Origin of the sequence: Primorskyibacter sp. S187A, from assembly GCF_049800955.1 — a bacterium.
Taxonomy (GTDB): domain Bacteria; phylum Pseudomonadota; class Alphaproteobacteria; order Rhodobacterales; family Rhodobacteraceae; genus JAKVBH01.
Window position 1 is genome coordinate 300,748 of sequence record NZ_JBNAGA010000003.1, and the last position, 19,132, is coordinate 319,879.

At 61.5% G+C, this 19,132-nt stretch carries 22 protein-coding genes; 10 read left to right on the plus strand and 12 right to left on the minus strand.

The window, feature by feature from the left end:
• Nucleotides 1–13: 13 nt before the first annotated feature.
• Nucleotides 14–709: a PAS domain-containing protein gene (locus ACP15S_RS18805; protein WP_425041212.1), complete on the minus strand. Its 696-nt coding sequence runs from the start codon at nt 707–709 to the stop codon at nt 14–16.
• A gap of 247 nt (nt 710–956) precedes the next feature.
• Here ACP15S_RS18805 and ACP15S_RS18810 point away from each other — a divergent pair, with 247 nt between their 5' ends.
• Genes ACP15S_RS18810 through ACP15S_RS18820 form a run of 3 tightly spaced genes read left to right on the plus strand, consistent with a single transcriptional unit; the run spans nt 957 to nt 3,026 of the window.
• Nucleotides 957–1,856, plus strand: coding sequence for a YicC/YloC family endoribonuclease (locus ACP15S_RS18810; protein WP_425041213.1), 900 nt, complete (start codon nt 957–959; stop codon nt 1,854–1,856).
• Nucleotides 1,857–1,860: 4 nt separating this feature from the next.
• Complete coding sequence (gene gmk / locus ACP15S_RS18815; protein WP_425041214.1) at nt 1,861–2,502, plus strand: guanylate kinase; 642 nt, start codon at nt 1,861–1,863, stop codon at nt 2,500–2,502.
• Nucleotides 2,499–3,026: a gamma carbonic anhydrase family protein gene (locus ACP15S_RS18820; protein WP_425041310.1), complete on the plus strand. Its 528-nt coding sequence runs from the start codon at nt 2,499–2,501 to the stop codon at nt 3,024–3,026. Before gmk ends, ACP15S_RS18820 begins: the two co-directional genes overlap by 4 nt.
• A gap of 3 nt (nt 3,027–3,029) precedes the next feature.
• Here ACP15S_RS18820 and ACP15S_RS18825 read toward each other — a convergent pair whose 3' ends face one another.
• From ACP15S_RS18825 to ACP15S_RS18850, 6 genes are all read right to left on the minus strand, one after another.
• Nucleotides 3,030–3,677 (minus strand): aldolase, encoded by a 648-nt coding sequence (locus tag ACP15S_RS18825; RefSeq protein ID WP_425041215.1) that lies wholly within the window; start codon nt 3,675–3,677, stop codon nt 3,030–3,032.
• On the minus strand, nt 3,674–4,912 hold the full coding sequence (gene otnK / locus ACP15S_RS18830) for a 3-oxo-tetronate kinase (protein WP_425041216.1): 1,239 nt from the start codon (nt 4,910–4,912) through the stop codon (nt 3,674–3,676). Before otnK ends, ACP15S_RS18825 begins: the two co-directional genes overlap by 4 nt.
• On the minus strand, nt 4,909–5,811 hold the full coding sequence (ltnD, locus tag ACP15S_RS18835) for an L-threonate dehydrogenase (RefSeq protein ID WP_425041217.1): 903 nt from the start codon (nt 5,809–5,811) through the stop codon (nt 4,909–4,911). Before ltnD ends, otnK begins: the two co-directional genes overlap by 4 nt.
• 56 nt (nt 5,812–5,867) lie before the next feature.
• The gene (locus ACP15S_RS18840; RefSeq protein ID WP_425041218.1) at nt 5,868–6,608 is read right to left on the minus strand and encodes a glutamine amidotransferase; all 741 of its coding nucleotides are present in this window, start codon (nt 6,606–6,608) and stop codon (nt 5,868–5,870) included.
• 149 nt (nt 6,609–6,757) lie between these two features.
• Nucleotides 6,758–8,530: an SLC13 family permease gene (locus tag ACP15S_RS18845; protein ID WP_425041219.1), complete on the minus strand. Its 1,773-nt coding sequence runs from the start codon at nt 8,528–8,530 to the stop codon at nt 6,758–6,760.
• A gap of 100 nt (nt 8,531–8,630) precedes the next feature.
• Nucleotides 8,631–9,278, minus strand: a complete 648-nt coding sequence (locus tag ACP15S_RS18850; RefSeq protein WP_425041220.1) for a hypothetical protein — start codon at nt 9,276–9,278, stop codon at nt 8,631–8,633.
• 89 nt (nt 9,279–9,367) lie between these two features.
• Here ACP15S_RS18850 and ACP15S_RS18855 point away from each other — a divergent pair, with 89 nt between their 5' ends.
• The 3 genes from ACP15S_RS18855 to ACP15S_RS18865 all read left to right on the plus strand — a co-directional run bounded on the left by ACP15S_RS18855 (nt 9,368) and on the right by ACP15S_RS18865 (nt 11,805).
• Nucleotides 9,368–10,108, plus strand: coding sequence for a YebC/PmpR family DNA-binding transcriptional regulator (locus ACP15S_RS18855; protein ID WP_425041221.1), 741 nt, complete (start codon nt 9,368–9,370; stop codon nt 10,106–10,108).
• Between the two features lie 109 nt (nt 10,109–10,217).
• A complete protein-coding gene (locus tag ACP15S_RS18860) occupies nt 10,218–10,817 on the plus strand; it encodes a LysE/ArgO family amino acid transporter (RefSeq protein ID WP_425041222.1) in 600 nt (199 codons plus the stop codon).
• Nucleotides 10,818–10,902: 85 nt separating this feature from the next.
• Nucleotides 10,903–11,805 carry a DMT family transporter gene (locus tag ACP15S_RS18865; RefSeq protein ID WP_425041223.1) on the plus strand — a complete coding sequence of 301 codons (903 nt, stop codon included), beginning with the start codon at nt 10,903–10,905 and terminating at the stop codon, nt 11,803–11,805.
• A gap of 6 nt (nt 11,806–11,811) precedes the next feature.
• On the opposite strand, the gene ACP15S_RS18870 is transcribed toward ACP15S_RS18865, so the two are convergent.
• The gene (locus tag ACP15S_RS18870; protein ID WP_425041224.1) at nt 11,812–12,672 is read right to left on the minus strand and encodes a helix-turn-helix domain-containing protein; all 861 of its coding nucleotides are present in this window, start codon (nt 12,670–12,672) and stop codon (nt 11,812–11,814) included.
• 99 nt (nt 12,673–12,771) lie between these two features.
• Here ACP15S_RS18870 and ACP15S_RS18875 point away from each other — a divergent pair, with 99 nt between their 5' ends.
• Nucleotides 12,772–13,674, plus strand: coding sequence for a fatty acid desaturase (locus tag ACP15S_RS18875; RefSeq protein WP_425041225.1), 903 nt, complete (start codon nt 12,772–12,774; stop codon nt 13,672–13,674).
• Nucleotides 13,675–13,692: 18 nt separating this feature from the next.
• Complete coding sequence (locus ACP15S_RS18880; protein ID WP_425041226.1) at nt 13,693–14,592, plus strand: EamA family transporter; 900 nt, start codon at nt 13,693–13,695, stop codon at nt 14,590–14,592.
• Here the strand turns inward: ACP15S_RS18880 and ACP15S_RS18885 are convergent.
• Complete coding sequence (locus tag ACP15S_RS18885) at nt 14,589–15,686, minus strand: THUMP domain-containing class I SAM-dependent RNA methyltransferase (RefSeq protein WP_425041227.1); 1,098 nt, start codon at nt 15,684–15,686, stop codon at nt 14,589–14,591. The genes ACP15S_RS18880 and ACP15S_RS18885 overlap by 4 nt on opposite strands.
• A 6-nt stretch (nt 15,687–15,692) precedes the next feature.
• Nucleotides 15,693–16,679 (minus strand): 2-hydroxyacid dehydrogenase, encoded by a 987-nt coding sequence (locus tag ACP15S_RS18890; RefSeq protein WP_425041228.1) that lies wholly within the window; start codon nt 16,677–16,679, stop codon nt 15,693–15,695.
• 118 nt (nt 16,680–16,797) lie between these two features.
• Between ACP15S_RS18890 and ACP15S_RS18895 the strand changes: the two genes are divergently transcribed.
• On the plus strand, nt 16,798–17,295 hold the full coding sequence (locus ACP15S_RS18895) for an SH3 domain-containing protein (protein WP_425041229.1): 498 nt from the start codon (nt 16,798–16,800) through the stop codon (nt 17,293–17,295).
• 11 nt (nt 17,296–17,306) lie between these two features.
• Here ACP15S_RS18895 and ACP15S_RS18900 read toward each other — a convergent pair whose 3' ends face one another.
• Together ACP15S_RS18900 and ACP15S_RS18905 are read right to left on the minus strand one after the other, a co-directional pair.
• Nucleotides 17,307–18,023 (minus strand): NUDIX hydrolase, encoded by a 717-nt coding sequence (locus ACP15S_RS18900; RefSeq protein ID WP_425041230.1) that lies wholly within the window; start codon nt 18,021–18,023, stop codon nt 17,307–17,309.
• Nucleotides 18,024–18,038: 15 nt separating this feature from the next.
• Nucleotides 18,039–18,449 (minus strand): DUF983 domain-containing protein, encoded by a 411-nt coding sequence (locus ACP15S_RS18905; protein ID WP_425041231.1) that lies wholly within the window; start codon nt 18,447–18,449, stop codon nt 18,039–18,041.
• A 187-nt stretch (nt 18,450–18,636) separates the two neighbouring features.
• On the opposite strand from ACP15S_RS18905, the gene ACP15S_RS18910 reads away from it, so the two are divergent.
• Complete coding sequence (locus tag ACP15S_RS18910) at nt 18,637–19,128, plus strand: EF-hand domain-containing protein (RefSeq protein ID WP_425041232.1); 492 nt, start codon at nt 18,637–18,639, stop codon at nt 19,126–19,128.
• Nucleotides 19,129–19,132 lie beyond the last annotated feature (4 nt).

A 19,132-nucleotide genomic window follows, 5' to 3' on the forward strand; every position in this document is an offset into this window, starting at 1 on the left:
AACGCGTCTGGATCTAACGGACAACACGCAAGTAAGGCACAGCGGTGTGCTCGAAAGCGGCTGGCTCTTCGGCGAGGCCCATGGGCGCCGCTTCCTCGTGCACCTTGGCCACTGGAGCGGTATCGGGTGTTTGCGCGGTCAGGATCTCTTCCTTGGCATGAGTGATGTCAAAGCGGCGCGGGGCGCGGCCGATATCGCCATCAACCACGATGCACCCAAGGGCGCGGGAGATGTCCCCCATGTCATTGCGCAGCGGATAGATCGACATGCGCGCGTTCAGGGCGGGCTTGCCAAGGCTGGCCCCGCTCGCAAGCTGCATGCGGTAGACCATGGGCGCGTCAAAAACATGACGCAAGATCCCTTGCAGGCGATCCCGGGCTGTGGGCTCGAACAGAGCAGAAAGGGGCATGCCACGCACTTCCATGCCAAGGATGTCGCTGAGGTGCTGCCCTGCGATCCGCACGCGCGCGTGGCCGGGCGCAATGCGCTCGGCGATGAAGGAATGGCTCAGCGCCCCTTCAATGCCGCGCGGGTCGACGTCAGATCTGTCAGGCACAAGGCGAGAGCCGCGCAGCGCGTGCCAATAGGCATCCACCTGCGCCAGCGCGCCGGAGGATTTGATGCCGCTCCAATCCTGAGGCAACTTGATGATCTGTCCCTGCGCGTCATTACGCAGATCCGTGGGGTGTTTGATGTCCATGTCGTCCATGTCTTGCCTCCGCCGAGTGACGTCAGCGCCCGATCGCAGACTTCGCCGTCTGCGTTTTGGACCAACATTCACTCGGAATGGTTACTCAAGTCTTAACATGACACGAATTTTTAAGATTTGGGCTGTTTTCTTGACTATTGGTTAACCCTCGTCGGCCACGTACTGGCGTCAGGTCAGCAACAGAAGCACCTTGCTCGAGGAGGGGCAGGCGCGCTATGGCGCTGAGGAGACGACGAAAGATGCATCCATGATTTTCTCGATGACAGGCTTTGCCGCCGCCGAAGGCCAGTTAGACCCTTTCAGCTGGAGCTGGGATGTCCGCTCGGTGAATGGCCGGGGTCTGGATTTGCGGGTTCGGGTGCCCGATTGGATTGACGGGCTCGAAGCGGCTCTGCGCAAACGCCTTGGCGGGGCGCTGGGGCGTGGCAACGTGACGGTGAACCTCCGTCTGACGAGGGTGAGCGAGGAGGCAGCGCTCAAGGTCAATGCGGCCGTTCTGGAAAGCGTTTTGTCGGCGATTGGCACGGTGGAGAGCGCCGCCATGGCGCAAGGCCAAAGCCTGGCGCCGGCGACAGCTGCCGATGTTTTGGCCTTGCGCGGTGTCCTGGAGACGGGGGACACCGCCAGCACCTCCGAGGAAATCGCCGCCTTGCGCGGCGCGCTTCTTGAAGACTTCGAAGATGTTCTTGCCGCTTTCATCGCCGCGCGGCAAAGCGAAGGGGCCGCATTGTCGGACATGCTGAGCACCCATCTCGACGAGATCGCTCGGCTGACAGACGCTGCCACGCAGGCAGCGGAGGCCCGGCAGGGTACGGCGGAGGCGCAGCTCACATCCGCTCTGAGGCGCGTGACCTCCGCAGTGGAGGACATGCCGCAGGAGCGTATTGTGCAAGAGCTTGCGCTGCTTGCGGTCAAGGCGGATGTGACCGAGGAGATCAACCGACTGGGCGCGCATATCGCCGCCGCGCGGGATCTCATGATCAAAGGTGGCCCGGTGGGGCGGCGGTTTGATTTTCTGATGCAGGAATTCAACCGGGAAGCCAACACGCTCTGTTCCAAATCCGGTGACGCGGCGCTCACGGCTATTGGTCTGGAGTTGAAGACCCAAATCGACCAGCTGCGCGAGCAGGTCCAGAACGTGGAGTAACGCAATGCCTGACCGTCGTGGTTTGCTGATCATCCTGTCGTCCCCCTCCGGTGCGGGCAAATCCACGCTCGCAAAACGGTTGCGCCAATGGGATGAAAGCATTGTCTTTTCGGTCTCGGCCACAACGCGTACGCCCCGGCCCGGCGAGGTGGATGGCGCGGATTACCATTTCGTGTCGGATGCTGCGTTCAAGTCGACCGTGAGCGAAGGCGGGATGCTCGAGCATGCCCATGTCTTCGGCAATTTCTACGGCTCTCCCAAGGCGCCCGTGCAGGCGGCCATTGATGCGGGACGCGATGTGTTGTTTGATATCGATTGGCAAGGGGCGCAGCAGATCCGCAATTCCGATCTCGGTCAGCACACGTTGTCGATTTTTCTTCTGCCCCCCTCGATCATCGAGCTGCGCCGCCGGTTGGAAGCGCGGGGGCAGGACAGCTCGGATGTGATCACCAAACGCATGCAGAAGAGCTGGGATGAAATCAGCCACTGGGACGGGTATGATTTTGTACTGGTCAATGATGATCTGGATGCGACAGAGTCCAAATTGCGGACCATCCTGACGGCGACTCGGCTGCGCCGCTCGCAACAACCAGACCTGCTCTCCCATGTGCGGGCCTTGCAGATGCAATTCGAGGAGATGCAATAATGCTTTACACGCTGGACGGCGTTGCGCCGCAGGTTGCGGAGACGGCCTGGATCGCGCCGGGCGCCCATGTCTTGGGGCGCGTGGTGCTGGAAGAGAAAACATCCGTCTGGTTCGGGTGCACCTTGCGCGGTGACAATGAAGAGATCCGCATTGGCGCGGGCAGCAATGTGCAGGAGAACTGCGTCATGCATACGGATATGGGCTATCCGCTGGTGATTGGCGCAGGCTGCACAATTGGCCACAAGGCGATGCTGCACGGCTGTGTGCTGGGCGAAAACACTTTGATTGGCATGGGCGCAACGGTTCTGAATGGCGCGCGGATTGGCAAGAATTGCCTGATTGGTGCCGGCGCGCTGATCACCGAGGGCAAGGAGATCCCGGATGGCAGCCTCGTGATGGGCAGCCCGGGCCGTGTGGTGCGCGCGTTGGATGAGGCCGCGATTGAAGGCCTTCGGACGTCCGCGCGCCATTATCAGGAAAACGCCGCGCGTTTTGCCAAGGGGCTGGTCGCGTTGGCGCCTTGAGCTCTAGTCGTCCCACTGGATGTCGAACTTACGGACAACTTCCGTGATGTGATCCGGGGTGAGCCCCTGATGGGGCAGGCCGCGCAGCATGAGCGCGAGCTTCGCTGTGGCCTCCAGCTCTTCTATGGCATTACACGCGGCCTCAACGGATTTTCCGGAGACTACAGGACCGTGGTTGGCCAGCATGACCGCCGCCCGTTTGCCCGCCAGCCCACGCACAGCTGCCCCCATGGCAGGATCGCCGGGCACAAAGAAGGGCAACAGCTGGATCTTGCCCAATTGCATCACGGCATAAGGCGTCAGCGCGGGCAGAAAGTTGTCGGGATCGGTATCGTCCAGCATTGACAGAGCCACGGAATGACATGAATGCAGATGCACGACCGCGCCCGCGGTGCTGCGGGTCTCATAAAAGGCGCTGTGCAGGGGCATCTCCTTGGTCGGCGCGTCGCCGTCGACGTGATGTCCGGCGGCATTAAACCGGCTGAGGCGCGCGGGATCAAGGCGGCCGAAGCTGGTCCCGGTCGGAGACACGAGCAGCCCGCCATCCTCGGTGCGGGCCGAGATGTTTCCGGTGGCGCCATGGGTCAGGCCGCGCTCGAAAAGCGATGCGGACAGGCGGCAAATCTCTTCGCGCAGGGCCGTTTCGCTCATGATGCCCCCGAGAGCAGAGCATCGGCTTTCTCGAAAAAATCCTCCGCGCCGAAATTGCCGGATTTGAGGGCGACCACTAAAGTATCGGACGCGCGCAGGGCAGGGACGCCGGGATCGATCTCCGGCCCGATCTGCAGGGTTGTCAGCCCGAGGCCTTCCACAACCGCGCCAGAGGTTTCTCCGCCTGCGCTGATCACGCGCGTCGCGCCCGCGGCAACGCACAGCCGCGCGATCTCGGCAAAACACTGCTCCAGCGCCTCAGCTGCCCGCGTACCGCCATAGCGCGCTTGGATTTCGCGGACGGCCTCGGGATTTGCAGAGCTATAAGCGAGCGGCAAGCCGTCCTGTCCCATGAGCCAATCTGCGATCTCCCTCGCCGTTTCGCGCCCTTCAATCACAGCGGCTGCGTCAATCTCGCGGGTCGGATGGCGCGTGCCATGCCGCGCCACTTGCGCGCGCGTCGCGATGGAGCAGGAGCCCGACAGGATGACCGCCTTGCCGGCTTGCCCCGTCCAGGCAACATTGCCCGGTGTGCAGCCATAATTCGCAGGCAGACCAAGGGCCACGCCGGAGCCGCCAGTGATCAGCGGCAGCGGGGCCGCCGCTTTGCCGATGGCCTGCAGATCTTCGTCGCGCAGCGCATCCACGATGATATGGCGATGGCCCGCGTCATGCGCACGCTCGAGCGCCTCGGCAATACGCTCTGCACCCGCAAATACGTCTGGGGCCGCGACATGCCCGACGCTGTGTTTCGTTTGCTGCGCCAACCATCGGCGCAGGTCCGCATCGGTCATGGGGGTCAGTGGGTGGTTCTGCATGCCGCTTTCATTGAGCAGCGTGTCATTTACGAAAAGATGGCCTTGGTAAATCGAGCGCCCCGTGCCGGGAAAGGCCGGGCAAAAGATGACCCGCGTCGCTCCAAGTGCCTCGGCGAGGGCGTCAGCCACAGGGCCGATATTGCCCTCTGGCGTGCTGTCAAACGTCGAGCAATATTTGAAGAAAAACTGCTCGCAGCCTTGCGCCTTGAGCCAGTCCAGCGCCCTGAGTGATTGCTCAACGGCCTCTTGCACGGGGATCGACCGGGATTTCAGCGCAATGACGCCAGCTTCCACGTCAGCCGCAGCCGCCGTGTCCGGGATGCCCGTATATTGCGTGACCCGCATGCCGCCTTTGGCCAGCGTGTTGGCGAGATCTGAAGATCCCGTGAAATCATCGCCGATGCACCCCAGTTTCATGTCTGTTCTCCCGGCAATGTGAGCCCGGCATTGCGTGCGTAAACCTTTGCAATGGCCGCATCGTCTTGCGCACCAAGGCCCATACCGACGGCGACCATATATTGTTGCAAGGCAGCCGCGGTGATCGGCGCCGAGAAACCTGCCGATTTCGCAACCTCCAGCACAATGCCCAGATCCTTGGGCCAGATATTCACCTGCGAATGCGGCGTGTAATCGCCTTGCACGATATGGGGCGCCCGGTTTTCCAGCATCCAGCTGGTGCCCGCGCATTGTGAGATCACTTCTGTGAAGTCTTCAGGCGAGATGTCTTGTGTCATTCCGAAGGTCATGGCCTCTGCCATCGTCGCGATATGTACGCCAGCCAATAGCTGATTGACCGCTTTCATGGCCGATCCCGGCCCCGCTTCATCGCCCAGCCGAAAGACCTGTTGCGCCGTGGCGTCCAACACCGGCCCGGCTGCGTCAAAGGCCTCCGGCGTGCCCGATGCCATGATGCTGAGCGCCCCTTCTGCGGCTTTGACGGAACCGCCTGAAATGGGGGCGTCGAGGTAGTGCACACCGTGCTCAGCGCAGCGCCCGGCCATCTCTCGCGCAAAGGCGGGCGGGACAGTGGCGCATGCCATGACAACCGCGCCAGCCTTGAGCCCCTGCACCACGCCCTGTGGCCCGAAGAGAACCATTTCGGTCTGTGCCGCATTGAGAACCACGACCACAACCGCGTCCAGCCGATGCAAATTGTCCTGGACATCGCCCGGAGCCCCGCCTGCCTCACGAAATCGCGCCATTTGATCGTTCACGACATCCACGCCCCATGTCGTGAGCCCTGCCGCCAGACAGGAAGACGCCATGCCAAATCCCATCGAGCCCAATCCAAAAACAGCCGCTGACGATCCTGCCATGTCATTCCTCCCATTGCGGTTGTGCAGTTTTATCCGAAGACAGCCAAATGACCAGACTAGCGGCGTGCGTACCGCGCCACAAAGCGTTTCAGGATTTGCCGGGGCACATCAACCTGCGCGGCGTGGCAGGCCGCCACGAGGCGCTCGGCGTCTTCTGGTGGAAAATAGCCATGGTTGCGATAGATCGCGATGCGCCGTTCGAAATCCGCAGCCTCGGCTTCCGGATGAAACTGCGTGGCATAAACATTCTGCCCGGTCCGGATCATTTGCATGGGGCAGGGGGCGGAGGCCACGAGATGCACGGCGCCGTCGGGCAAGGCCTGAACGGCTTCCTTGTGGCCCACAAAAGCCTGCCAGGTCTCGGGTAAGCCTGCGAGCAAAGGATCACGCGCCCCGTCAGGTGTCATCTGGCACAACGTCGCCCCGACAGGTTCGCCAAACCGATCCTTGGAGACCTTCGCCCCCAAATAATGCCCCAGAACGCCCATGCCATAACAGCACCCCATAAAAGGAATGTCGCGCGCCACGATCTCGGGCATCAACTCCAGCACCTGCGCTTCAATCCGAGCTTCCACAGGCGTCTTGGCCTCGGGCGCATCAGAAATACAACCCGGCCCCCCGCCGACGATCACGCCAGAGACATCCTCCAATGCGAGGCCTTCAGGAAGCGCGTCGCAGTCCAGCCTGACGCGCACCGTGTCCGAATGCGCCAGTCCTCCCTTGTCGCAAATAGCCTCAAATTCATCGTCGGAGGCGTCGGCCTCCGGGCGCAGTTGCAAGATCAAAAACGGTTTCATACCAATGGGCTTACCCAAATCATGGCCGAAAAACCATGTCTTCTTTTGTCGTCAAATACCTCGGGGGTCAGGGGGCAGAGCCCCCGTCTCGCGCGCGTAGGCGCGCATCTCCAGAGCGGGCGCAGCCCGCACGATTGCAGACCATCGGCCTAAAGCGGCCAAAAGGTCAGGATGGCCGGGATCGAAACCGCGATAATGAGAATCTCCAGCGGCAAACCCATCCGCCAGTAATCACCGAATTTGTATCCGCCGGGTCCAAGGATCAGCGTGTTGTTCTTGTGCCCGATTGGCGTGAGAAAAGCCGCAGAAGCAGCAACAGCCACCGCCATGAGAAAGGGATCGGGTGAGACGCCCAGCGTCTGCGCCATCTGAATGCCCACCGGGGCTGCGACAATCGCTGTGGCGGTGTTGTTGAGCACATCCGAAAGCGTCATCGTCACCACCATCAAGACCGTCAGAACAGCCCAGGCGGGCAGGCCTTGCGTGAGCCCAACGAGCGCGCCCGCGATCAGCTGGGTGCCGCCGGACGCATCAAGCGCCGCGCCCAGCGGGATCATCGAACCCAACAAGACCACTACGGGCCATTCGATATGGTCGTAGATTTCCTGCAGGGGCAAAATGCCCGTTAAAACATAGGCCATGGCCACCAGACCAAGCGCCACCGGCAAGTACAACAAGCCGAAACTGGCCAGTGCAACCGCCCCGGCAAACAATGCGATGGCGGCCCAGGTCTTGGTGTTGGCCGTTACGGCAAGCCCACGGTCCGCCAGGGGCAGACAGCCCAGCCAATCGACAACAGCCGGTGCGCTGTCGCGCGGGGCCAGCAGGAGCAGGATGTCGCCTTCCTCAATGGGTGTCTTGCGCATTTGCGCGGTGATGCGGCGTCCGCGGCGGGAAATGCCCATGAGTATCGTGCGTTGGCGCCAGGCGAGGCCCACCGCTTGCGCTGTGCGACCCACAAGCCGCGAGGTCTCCGGCACGACCACTTCGGTCAAGGCAAGCCCGTCGCCCTCCGCCCGCAGAAGCTCTTCGCGCCGCTCGTCTGCAAAGGCGAGACCTGCGGCCACGCGGAATTCATCGAGTGCTTCGGGCGTGGCTTCCAGAACCAGAGCGTCATTGGCCTGAAGCTCCGCGTTCAAAGCCGCGCCGTAGCGCCTCTTGCCGGATCGGATCAGCCCGATGATGGCCACATCGGCGCTCTCCGCCATCTCCGAGAGATCAGCCAAGCGCTGGCCGATGTGCTTGGAGCCCTCAGGCACCGTCAACTCAGCGATATAGGGCGCAAGCTCGGCCTCGGATGTCAGCCCGTCATCGCGCTCAGGGATCAAGCGCCAGCCGACGAGGGCCACGAAGGTTAGCCCAACCAACGCGGCAACCCCACCCACAGGCGCAAAATCGAACATGGCAAAGGGGGCCCCAAGGGTCTCTTCCCGGATCGATGCAATGATGATGTTCGGCGGCGTGCCGATGAGCGTGACCATGCCGCCCAAAATCGTGCAGAACGACAGGGGCATCAAGGATTGCGCAGGCAAGCGACCCGCTTTACGCGCGGTCTGAATGTCCACAGGCATCAGGAGGGCAAGTGCTGCGACATTGTTCATAAAGGCCGACAAGATCCCGCCAATGGCCCCCATCAGCGCAATATGCGCGCCAAGGCTGCGGGCACTGTCCACCAGCGTGCGCGTGATCAGAAACACCGCGCCAGACCGCACGAGACCGGCCGAGACAACCAGCACAAGTGCCACGATGATCGTGGCGGGGTGCCCAAAGCCTGAAAAGGCGTCCTTTGTCTCGACGACCCCCAGAACCACCCCGGCCATGAGCGCGCCGAACGCTACCAGATCATAGCGGAACCGCCCCCACAGGAGCAGGCCGAACACGGCGCCAAATAGGCTAAAGAGAATAATCTGATCTATTGTCATCGCACCTGATACCGCACTGAAGAGTTCTGTCCGGCGCACGCGTCCGGTCTTATGCGCCTATCATCTGCGCTTGCGTGCCGCTTGCCAAGCGCACCTCAGCTCAAAGCCCCCGAAATGGCCAGGAAAACCGCTCAACAAACCGAGGCGTGCGGACTTTTGTATATCCCGCGACGCTGCGCCTTGGCGGGATCAGAAAGAAACTCAGCTCGGGAATGTAGTGGCCCGCACGTGTTGTCTCGCGCATGTTGCCATCGGGTTGCAGCCGGGCTTCCGTCAACTGGAGCGGAAAGGCAGGGTAGGTGCATTCTCCGATCGTGATGTCCATCTCTGCACCACTGCGCAAGACATACGCCACTTCCTGGGCCGCAGTTGCGCTGCGCCATGTGGCGGTCCCGCGGATTTCAGTGTTGGCGACCGGGGGCAGTGCGGCGGCAAGTGCGTCATCCAGCGTGACTTCGAGGCGCTGCGCGCCTGATTTGCGTTGCGCCTCCTTGAGGATGACACCCGCGGTTTCCAAGCGCTCCCACGGGTCTCCGGTCAATTGCGGATGGTCCGCGACAGCGATGAGGCCTTCGCCCGCCGCGCGGTGATAGAGCGCCAGACTCTCCACGCGTCCACGATTGTCCTGTTCCTGAAATTCGAAAATCAAGCCGCGATCAAGATCAGCCCGGCTCGGGCAATCCGCCCAAAGCGAACCTGCGCTGACCGTGCAGGCCAGGGCGGCAGTCCAGTACAGTGATCGTGGCATTTCGGTGCTCCCCTCGCGCTGTCGCGTTGCATGCGTGCTGCAACTTGCCATATAGAACGCAAAACCACGATCGACAGACGAGGACCACCATGGCCGGCCATTCAAAATGGGCAAACATCCAGCACCGTAAGGGGCGTCAGGACAAGCTGCGCGCCAAGCTATTCTCGAAGCTTTCCAAGGAGATCACCATCGCCGCCAAGATGGGTGATCCCGATCCGGAGAAGAACCCGCGCTTGCGTCTTGCTGTGAAGGAAGCGCGCGGTCAGTCCATGCCCAAGGACAATATCGAACGGGCGATCAAAAAGGCCGTCGGCGGCGAGGGCGAGGATTACGAAGAAATCCGCTATGAAGGCTACGGCCCGGGCGGCGTCGCGGTGATCGTGGAAGCCATGACCGACAACCGCAACCGGACCGCGTCAACGGTGCGCTCCACCTTCACGAAATCCGGTGGCAATCTGGGCGAGACGGGCTCGGTCGGTTTCATGTTCGAGCGCAAAGGTGAGGTCGTTTACGGCCCCGAGGCGGGCGATGCTGATACGGTCATGATGGCGGCCATCGAGGCCGGCGCCGAGGATTGCGAAAGCTCCGAGGATGGTCACATCATCACCTGTGCGGATACCGATCTCAACGAAGTGTCGAATGCGCTGGAAGCTGAACTGGGCGAGAGCCAATCCACCAAGTTGATCTGGCAACCGACGACCACGACCGAGCTTGATCTGGACGGTATGCAAAAGCTCATGCGTCTGATCGAAGCGCTGGAAGACGATGACGACGTCCAGCGTGTGACGGCGAATTTCGAAGCCTCTGACGAGGTGATGGAGCAACTCTGAGGCACATCTCGCGCGGCGGCACGTTCCGCTGCGCGGAATATCGGGACCACGGCGCAAGGGGCTTGGACGCCTCTTGGCGTTGCCCGCACGGACCCAACGAGGACATGTCATGGAAAGCGCTCTGGCCGGCTTCGCGTTGAGCCTGTCTCTCATTCTGGCCATTGGTGCGCAAAATGCCTTTGTCTTGCGGCAGGGTCTGCGGCGCGAACATGTGGGCGTCATCGTTGTGTTTTGCAGCTTGTCCGAGGTCTTGCTGATCTCGGCTGGCGTTGCGGGGTTTGGCGCGTTGACGCGGGCCGTTCCGTGGTTCGAACCGGCGATGCGCTACGGCGGCGGCGCCTTCTTGCTTTGGTATGGTATCAACAGCTTGCGCGCGGCCTTGCGGGGCGGGCAAAGCCTCGAGGAAGCCTCACAAGGGGCGAGCTCTGCGCGCGCCGCGATCCTGACGTTGCTGGGCATTACCTGGCTCAATCCGCACGTCTATCTAGATACGGTCGTTTTGATCGGCGCTGTCTCCTCCAATTATGATGCGCCTTGGCTCTTTGGGGCGGGTGCCATGGCCGCCTCAATCCTCTTTTTTCTGATCCTTGGGTATGGCGCGCGGCTCCTTGCACCCTTTTTTGCGCGACCCCGTGCCTGGCAAATCCTTGATGGCATCATCGGCGTCACGATGTGCGCGCTGGCTGTAAAGCTCGTCTTTTTTACCTGATCTCACCTGGCGCGTCCCGTCGCATCGGTGGCATGCGTGCAGCTGCGGCTTGCCCATCACGGTTCGGGGGGGTAGGGCTCAGGGAATGGATGCGCGCGCTTCTTCACCCCTTCGCGGGATTTTCTGGATGCTCATCACGGGGCTGTGCTTCGTGGCGGTGACAGCGCTTGTCAAATACCTCGACAATGCAGTGCCTGCCGCGCAGGCGGCTTTTTTGCGCTATGTGCTGGGCCTCGTGTTTTTGATCCCGATGTGGAAGGTCATGCGGGACACGCAGCTCACGCGGCGACACTATACGCTCTTTGGCGCACGAGGCGTTGTGCATGCGCTTGGCGTGACAGCCTGGTTTTTCGCCATGACGCGTATTCCCATCGCCGAAGTCACCGCGATGAATTACCTCTCACCTGTCTATGTGACGCTCGCCGCAGCGCTTTTTCTGGGCGAAAAACTGGCGTTTCGGCGCATCCTCGCGGTGGTGGCGGCGCTGGTGGGCGCGCTCATCATTCTGCGGCCCGGGTTTCGCGAGCTCAACATTGGCCATTTCGCAATGATCGGCACGGCGCTTTTGTTTGCGGGCTCCTATCTTTTTGCCAAGATCACAGCCGATGAAGTGCCTGCCGCGATTGTCGTGGCGATGCTGTCTATCTTTGTCACAATCGGCCTTGCGCCCATGGCGCTCGCGGTCTGGGTCACGCCCTCACTTTGGGCCTTGCTCGTGCTCTTCGCCGTGGCCTGTTTTGCGACTGTGGGCCATTATACCATGACACTGGCCTTTGCATCCGCACCGCTGACAGTGACGCAACCGGTGACATTCCTGCAGCTCGTCTGGGCGGTCACGCTGGGCGCGGTTGTCTTTGGAGAGCCCGCGGATGTCTGGGTGATCGTGGGAGGCTGTGTGATCCTGGGGTCGGTCATTTTTCTGACCATTCGGGAAGCTCAGCTCAAACGGCGCGGCGTTACGCCTTCGGTGCATGCGCCCAAGACATAAGCGGCGTTAGGTGATCCCCTCTTTGAGCCGGGCCAGCCGCTCCGGGACGGCGCGTGGCGGAATGCGCGCCTCGCGGATCAACGTGTCAAAATGGGCCGTGATCACCTGCACGCGCTGGGTGTCGCGGAAGGCAAGGTAATTGGCACCAAGATAGATCACCGCAAGCAAGGGGCCAAAGATTGTCACGGGCGCAGAGTAGAGCGCGCGGGCATCGAAGAACGACAGCCGCAAGCGCGGATAGAGGTGATCGGCGAGTGCGATGAGGTGGTCCAGCTGAGTGCGTCGGATCTGCGGGTCGAGCCCCGTATAATAACCTTCTCCTCGCGCAAAACTCTCGATCTCATGCTGGCTCACGGCAATTTCGTAGTCCGATCCGGATTGGCGCATCCAGGACAGCCGATCTTGCGACGCGCCAATGGCTTGCCGGGCCGTGCGGCCGAGATGCGGCGTATATTCCCAAAGCATCAGATCTTCGATCTTGAGCATGTCGGGCAGGCCCGCGGGCACGTGCCTGATCTTGTATCCCTTGGCCTCCTGATGCCATGCGAAGATCTGTTCATCGACCAGCGTGCGGGGCGCGGCGGTCACGCTCATGTCGCTGTCAAACACCTGAGCGATCTGCTCAGCGCGGTCTGACAGGCTCAACAGCCAATCCGAGGAGACACCGCAGGCCCGTGCCGCTTCTGCCACGACCTGCGCATTGGGCAAACGCGCGCCGTCACCGCTCAGCAATTGTGAAATCGTGGAGCGATCCACGTGAATGGCGCGTGCCAGTGCGGCCTGGCTCAATGCGGCATCATCCATGGCTTTGGCGAGCCGGTCCCGAAAGGCCTGAGCGCGGATGCGTTTGTCTGTATGGTGGTCCATTTGGTGATTATTATCATCGATGGTGAATTCTGTTAATTGAATTCGGACTTCTCGTAAGGAGGCGGCATTCCTAAAGACGAGGGATAGGAACCAACGAGGATGGCTATGAAACGTGCGGAGCCGTTGTGCGAATGGCCAACCCTGGCGTTGATCTTCGCCTGTTACGCCATTTGGGCGATGGCGCTTTTTCTCCCTCTGGCACTCGCGATCCCTGTTGTGGCGTTGAGCGCGGCGCTGCATGCGTCTCTGAGCCATGAAGCTTTGCACGGACATCCGACGCGTTGGAGCGTGCTGAACGCCGCTTTGGTTTTTCCGGTCTTGTCTCTGACCGTTCCCTATTTGCGCTTCAAGGATACGCATCTGGATCATCACCGCGACAGCCGCCTGACGGATCCTTACGAAGACCCGGAAAGCAATTTTCTGGATCCTGCGCGCTGGCCACAGATGGCAGCATGGCAACGCAAGGTGTTCGAGCTGCACAACACGCTGGCAGGGCGTATGCTGCTTGGACCCATCCTCGGTCAATTGCGGTTCATGTGGTCGGACCTCAAGGCCATGGCGCGGGGCAATATGCGTGTTGCGCTGGGGTGGACGCTGCATGTGCCGTCTGTGGCTTTGGTGCTTTGGTGCGTTGCGCAAAGCCCGATGCCCATCGGCGCCTATCTCTTCGCGGCATACCTCGCCAATGCCATTCTGCGGATCAGGACGTTTCTGGAGCATCGCGCACATGAGAAATCCCGCGCGCGGACCGTGATCATTGAAGACCGTGGCCTCTTGGCATTTTTGTTTCTCAACAACAACTTCCACGCGGTTCATCATATGCACCCGCGCGCGCCTTGGTATGATCTGCCAGCGCTCTATGCCGCCCGAAAGGCGCGCTATCTCGCGTGCAACGAGGGCTATCACTATCCTTCATATCGAGAGATCTTCGCGCGCTTTTTGACCCGCGCGAAAGACCCGGTGCCGCATCCGCTTTATGAAGACTGGACGCGGCGCAGCTAAACGCGCACAAGGCGGGTCATGTCATGGTGGGTTATTGCTTCGCTTCTTGCCGCCTTCGCGCAGGCGCTGCGCTTTATGCTGCAAAAGTCCATAAACCTTGACGGGATCACGGCCACAGGCGCGACGTTCGCGCGCTTCGTCTATTCCGCCCCCCTGATGATCAGCCTTTTGGCGCTGTGGGTGTTCTCCAGCGGTAAGGCTCTGCCGGATGCCAGCTGGGCCTTCTACCTCTATGCCATGGGCGGCGGCGTCACCCAGATCATGGGGACAATCTGTATCGTCCTGCTTTTCAGCCAGCGCCACTTCGCTGTTGGAACAACCTTCATGAAGACGGAGGTGATCCTCACGGTGCTCGTGGGTTTCACACTTCTGGGCGATGCGATCCCAACTCTGGCGTTTGCGGCAATTTGCCTTGGCGTGGTTGGGTTGGTCGTCTTGTCGTTGCGTCCGGATCAGCCGTTTTCACTGAGAGAGATAGGCAACCGCTCGGCATTGCTGGGGTTACTTTCGGGGCTTCTGTTTGCGTTTTCAGCCGTCAGTTACCGGGGTGCGTCACTCGAGCTTGAGGCGGCACCGCTCCTGCGGGCGGCCTGCACTCTGGCCTTCGTGACGGGATTTCAGATGTGTATCATGGCGGTCTGGCTGCGGCTGCAGGCACCGGGTGAGATCACCGCTGTCATGAGGGTTTGGCAGCGGGGCGTGCCCTTGGGACTGTTGTCCCTCGCGGGGTCTTTTGGATGGTTTTTTGCCTTCACGCTGCAAAACGCAGCTTATGTGAAGGCGGTGGGTCAGGTTGAGTTGATCTTCTCGCTTCTCATCGGGGCGCTGGTGTTTGGCGAGCGGGTCACACCGCGGGAGCTGCTTGGCATGGCGCTTTTGGGCGCCTCGATTGCCGCGCTCTTGTTGGCCGCGGCCTAGAGTTGGGCGCTGTAGAGTTTGACCTTCAGCCCGCCAAACGCGATGGGTTCTGAGGCGTCAAGGGTCAGGCCCGTGGCTTTTGCCAACCCGCCATCGCTTGTAATCATCCCAAAGCGCCAACCGCTATACTGCGCGCGCATGGTCTGTCCCAGGGCGCCGTAGAGCGCGAAGAGCGCGCGGCGGTCTCCGATGCGTGTTCCGTAGGGCGGGTTGACCATGATCAGACCGGGCGGGCCCGCAGGTCTTGACTGGGCGGCCAGCGGGGCCTGGGCAAACGCGCAGGCCTCCGACACGCCTGCGCGCGCGGCGTTGGCCTTGGCGCCAGCGATGGCGCCGGCATCCCGGTCGAAGCCATGAAACATCCGCGCTCCGGGCGATGCGGGGGCATCTTTGAGCGCATCCCAGGCCTGCGCATCAAAACTCTTGAGCTGCTCGAAGCTGAACGATCGGGTCCGCCCCGGGGCGAGGCCTGCGGCGATCTCGGCGGCCTCAATGGGGAAGGTACCTGAGCCACACATCGGATCAACCAAAGTTTCGTGGCCAGAGAAGTTCATCAACCTGAGCGCCATTGCCGCGATGGTCTCGCGCAGCGGGGCCTTGCCCACGGCTTCCTTGTGGCCGCGTTTGTGCAACGGTGCGCCCGAAGTATCGAGGCTGAGCGTCACGAAGTCTTTCTCAACGCGCGCCATGATCCTGAGCGTGTCTTTATCCTCTGACAGAGCCGCGCCACAGGCGCTTGCAATCCCGGCGGCAATCCGCTGCGCGACGGCGCCCGCATGGTTGAGGCGCGATTTGCGGCAGGTGGCCTCCACATGAAAGGCCGTGCCCTCGGGGATCAGGCGCGGCCAGTCGATGGCGCGGGTTTCCGGTTCGATTTGCTTGAGGTGGTGGGCCTTGAAGACCGCCACGCGCGCCAAGACGCGCACGGCGCCGCGCAAGTGCAGATTCGCGCGCCAGACATGCTGCCACGTCCCATCAAAGATGACACCGCCCGGGATAATGCGGGGCGAATGAAAGCCTGCGTCAAGCGCCTCTGCCCGCAAAGGCTCTTCCAGCCCCGGAATGGCCGCCAGAAAGATCTGAAACTTGTCCAACGCCGGTTACAGCATCGCCGGGACAACTTGATCGGGCGGGCGATGGCCATCGTCGAAAGTCTTGATATTGAGCAGGACCTTTTCGCCCATCTCAGCCCGGCCTTCCTCGGTGGCCGATCCCATATGTGGCAGCAACACCACGTTCTTGAGTTCGCGCAGACGCGGATTGATGTCCACGCCATGCTCATAGACGTCGAGCCCGGCCCCGGCGATCTCGCCTGCGCGCAGCATCCGCGTGAGCGCATTTTCGTCGATCACCTCGCCGCGCGACGTATTGACGATCACAGCCGAGGGTTTGAGCAACTTGAGCCTGCGCGCATTGAGCAGATGGAAGGTTGAGGGCGTGTGGGGGCAATTGACGGAGATAACGTCCATCCGGGCGATCATCTGATCGAGGCTTTCCCAATAGGTTGCTTCAATTTCTGCTTCGGTCTCCGCATGCAGGCGTTTGCGGTTGTGATAGTGGATTTGCATGCCAAAGGCGCGGGCGCGACGGGCCAGCGCCATGCCGATGCGGCCCATGCCCAAAATGCCCAACCGTCGTCCACCAACGCGGCCCCCCATGAGGGCCGTTGGAGCCCATCCCTGCCATTCTCCCTTTTGCATTTGGGAGAGCCCTTCCGGGATGCGCCGGGTTACCGCCAGAAGCAGCGCCATGGCCATGTCTGCCGTGTCCTCAGTCACCACGCCGGGCGTATTGGAGACGAGGATGCCGCGTTGCCGCGCCGTGGACACATCGATATGATCCACGCCTGCACCGAAGTTTGCGATAAGCCGGAGATTGTCGCCGGCCTGAGCAATCAGGCTTTGATCAATGACATCGGTGATCGTGGGCACGAGGACATCGGCCTCGCGCATGGCGGCGGCAAGCTCATCGCGGGTCATTGGCGCGTCGCTCTCGCGCAGGCGCACATCGAAGAGTTCGGACATTCGCGTCTCGACCGCCTCGGGCAGGCGTCGCGTCACGACAACACTCAGGCCTTTTTTCGGCATTGCCAGCATGCTCCTTCTTTGTGTGCAGCGCTTTCGCAGCATAGAGTGCAACGGGTCAGGTCCGGGCACAAGAACCCGGCACACAGATAATATCGTACACGTGAGGTAGAGGCTGCTTATGCTTGGGATTTTTGCCCGTTTTTTCCTGATAGTTGTTTTCTGTGCAGGGCCGGTTGCTGCGGAGGTGCAGCGGGGGCCGGTGACAAATCTGCCCTTGCCGCGATTTGTCTCGATGAAGGCCGTTGAAGGCAATGTGCGCCGGGGCCCGTCGCTGACCCATCGCATCGATTGGGTGTTCAAACGCCGCGACATGCCGTTGATGATCACGGCCGAGCATGGGCACTGGCGGCGCGTGGCCGATCGCGAAGGCGCGGGGGGATGGGTCCATTATTCCCTGCTCTCGGGCAGCCGGACCGTCATTACCGAAGCTGACATCACACCGCTGCACGCGCGCGCTACGCAGGAGGCTCCGATCAATGCGAAGCTGCAAAAAGGCGTTGTCGCGCGTTTGGGAGAATGCTCTCGCGAATGGTGCCGGTTGTCTGCCGGTGGCTATCGCGGCTGGGCGCGTAAGGATGGCCTGTGGGGCGTAGCGCCAGATGAAATCCGCGACTGAGCGCGGACAGGCTACCTGTCCTGATCGCGCCCGTAGAGCCTGAGAAAGAGGCTTTCCTCGTCATCATTGCGAAAGAAGGGCACAGATGCGGGCGGCTCCAGGGTCGCTGCGCGCTGCGCAATTTCTGCCAGAACCACCTCCGTGATAAACGGCAAGTCAAGCGCGCGTGCTTCGGCGAGCGGGACCCAATGCAGATGGCTCAACTCATCTGAGGCAAGGGAGAAGTCGTCAAGATCGCTGGTGATTGCGTCAGCATCGAGCAGGAAAAAACGCGCGTCGAAGCGGCGGGGCCTGCCCGGCGGGGTGATCGCGCGAAAGACGAATTGCAGCGGCGCCGCAGTGGGCAGGTGATCGCCCTGAGCAAATCCTGCCCAATCGGGTGAGGGCGTGCTTTGCCATTCTCCCGGCTGCGACAAGCGCAGACCGGTCTCTTCCCAAAGCTCTCGGATGGCTGCGACAGCCAGAGCATGGCTGCGATCCGTGGCGCTGTCTTCCCTCAGCCGATCCCGGCACAGGGCGTTCATGCTCTGGGCCAAGGGGACTTGCGCATCTTCGGGATCTACAGCGCCGCCGGGAAACACGAATTTGGACGGCATAAACGCGGCCTTGGCGCCGCGCTGGCCCATGAGGATTTGGGGCGCGGTCGTGCGATCACGCAGAACAATGACCGTGGCCGCATCGCGGATCGCGGTTTTGTCAGGCAGCGCCGCCGGGGATGTGTCAGCCATTTGGCCCCTTTCTCCTCAGGAAGGGGGACCGCCAAACCCATGCAGCCGCCGCGCCCATTGAAACCCAATGATCGCGCCCTTCAATCTGGGCAAAAGATAAAGGGACAAACCGATGCAGCCAACGGCAAAAATCGTAAAGAGCACCAGCGGTTCGGGGCGAAAACGAACGAAGGCAATATGCAACAGCGGCGCCATGAGATGCCCCACGATCAGGATCGTGAGGTAGGCTGGTCCGTCATCAGCGCGGTGGTGATGCAATTCCTCGCGGCACACCTGACAGGTGTCACGCGTTTTCAAGAAGCCCTTCATGACGGGGCCGCTGCCACAGTTCGGGCAAAGCCTGCGCCATCCACGCCATAGGGATTGCTTCATGGGTCGTTCGTCGATCTCCGGGACGTCCACCGCGGAACTCGTCTGACTGGTCATCGTATATTCCTCTCGCTCGCGCACAACATAGGGATGAACGCGCGCTGATGGCATTCCGCAGATTGCCCTTGCGACGGGATGCCGCGACGGCCGTTAAAAAAAATTGCGTTTCGTGCGACGGAAACTGCGTCGCGGCCCGTTTGAGTGTCATGAACCCGCTGATGAGGCGATATTCTTGGAGAAGAACATGACAAAGACAGGCACAACCATGACATCGAAAAAGACCTGGAGCGTCGCGACGGCCAGCGTTCTGGTCCTCGCAACTCTGATTGCCGGTCCGGCGTTGGCACATGGCGGCAAAGGCGGCGCGGGGCGCGGGGCGCCGATTGACTTCGAGGCGCTCGACACGAACTCCGACGGCGCGCTGACGCGCGAAGAAGTGGCCGCCCGCGGAGAGGGGATGTTTTCGCAAGCAGACAGCAACAACAACGGTGTCCTCAGTCAGGAGGAGATTGAAGCGCAGGGCGGGAAGCGGGCCAAGCGCCATGCGGCACGCATGATCGAGCGGCTGGACGCGAACAATGATGGTCAACTCAGCCTTGCGGAAATTCAGGATGGCCGGTCTGATCGTCGGGAAGCTCGGTTGGATCGTATGTTTGAGCGTCTGGACGCTGATCAGGACGACCGTATCACGAAGGCGGAATTTGATGCGCGCCCCAAAAAGAAACGCGGCAACTGATCTC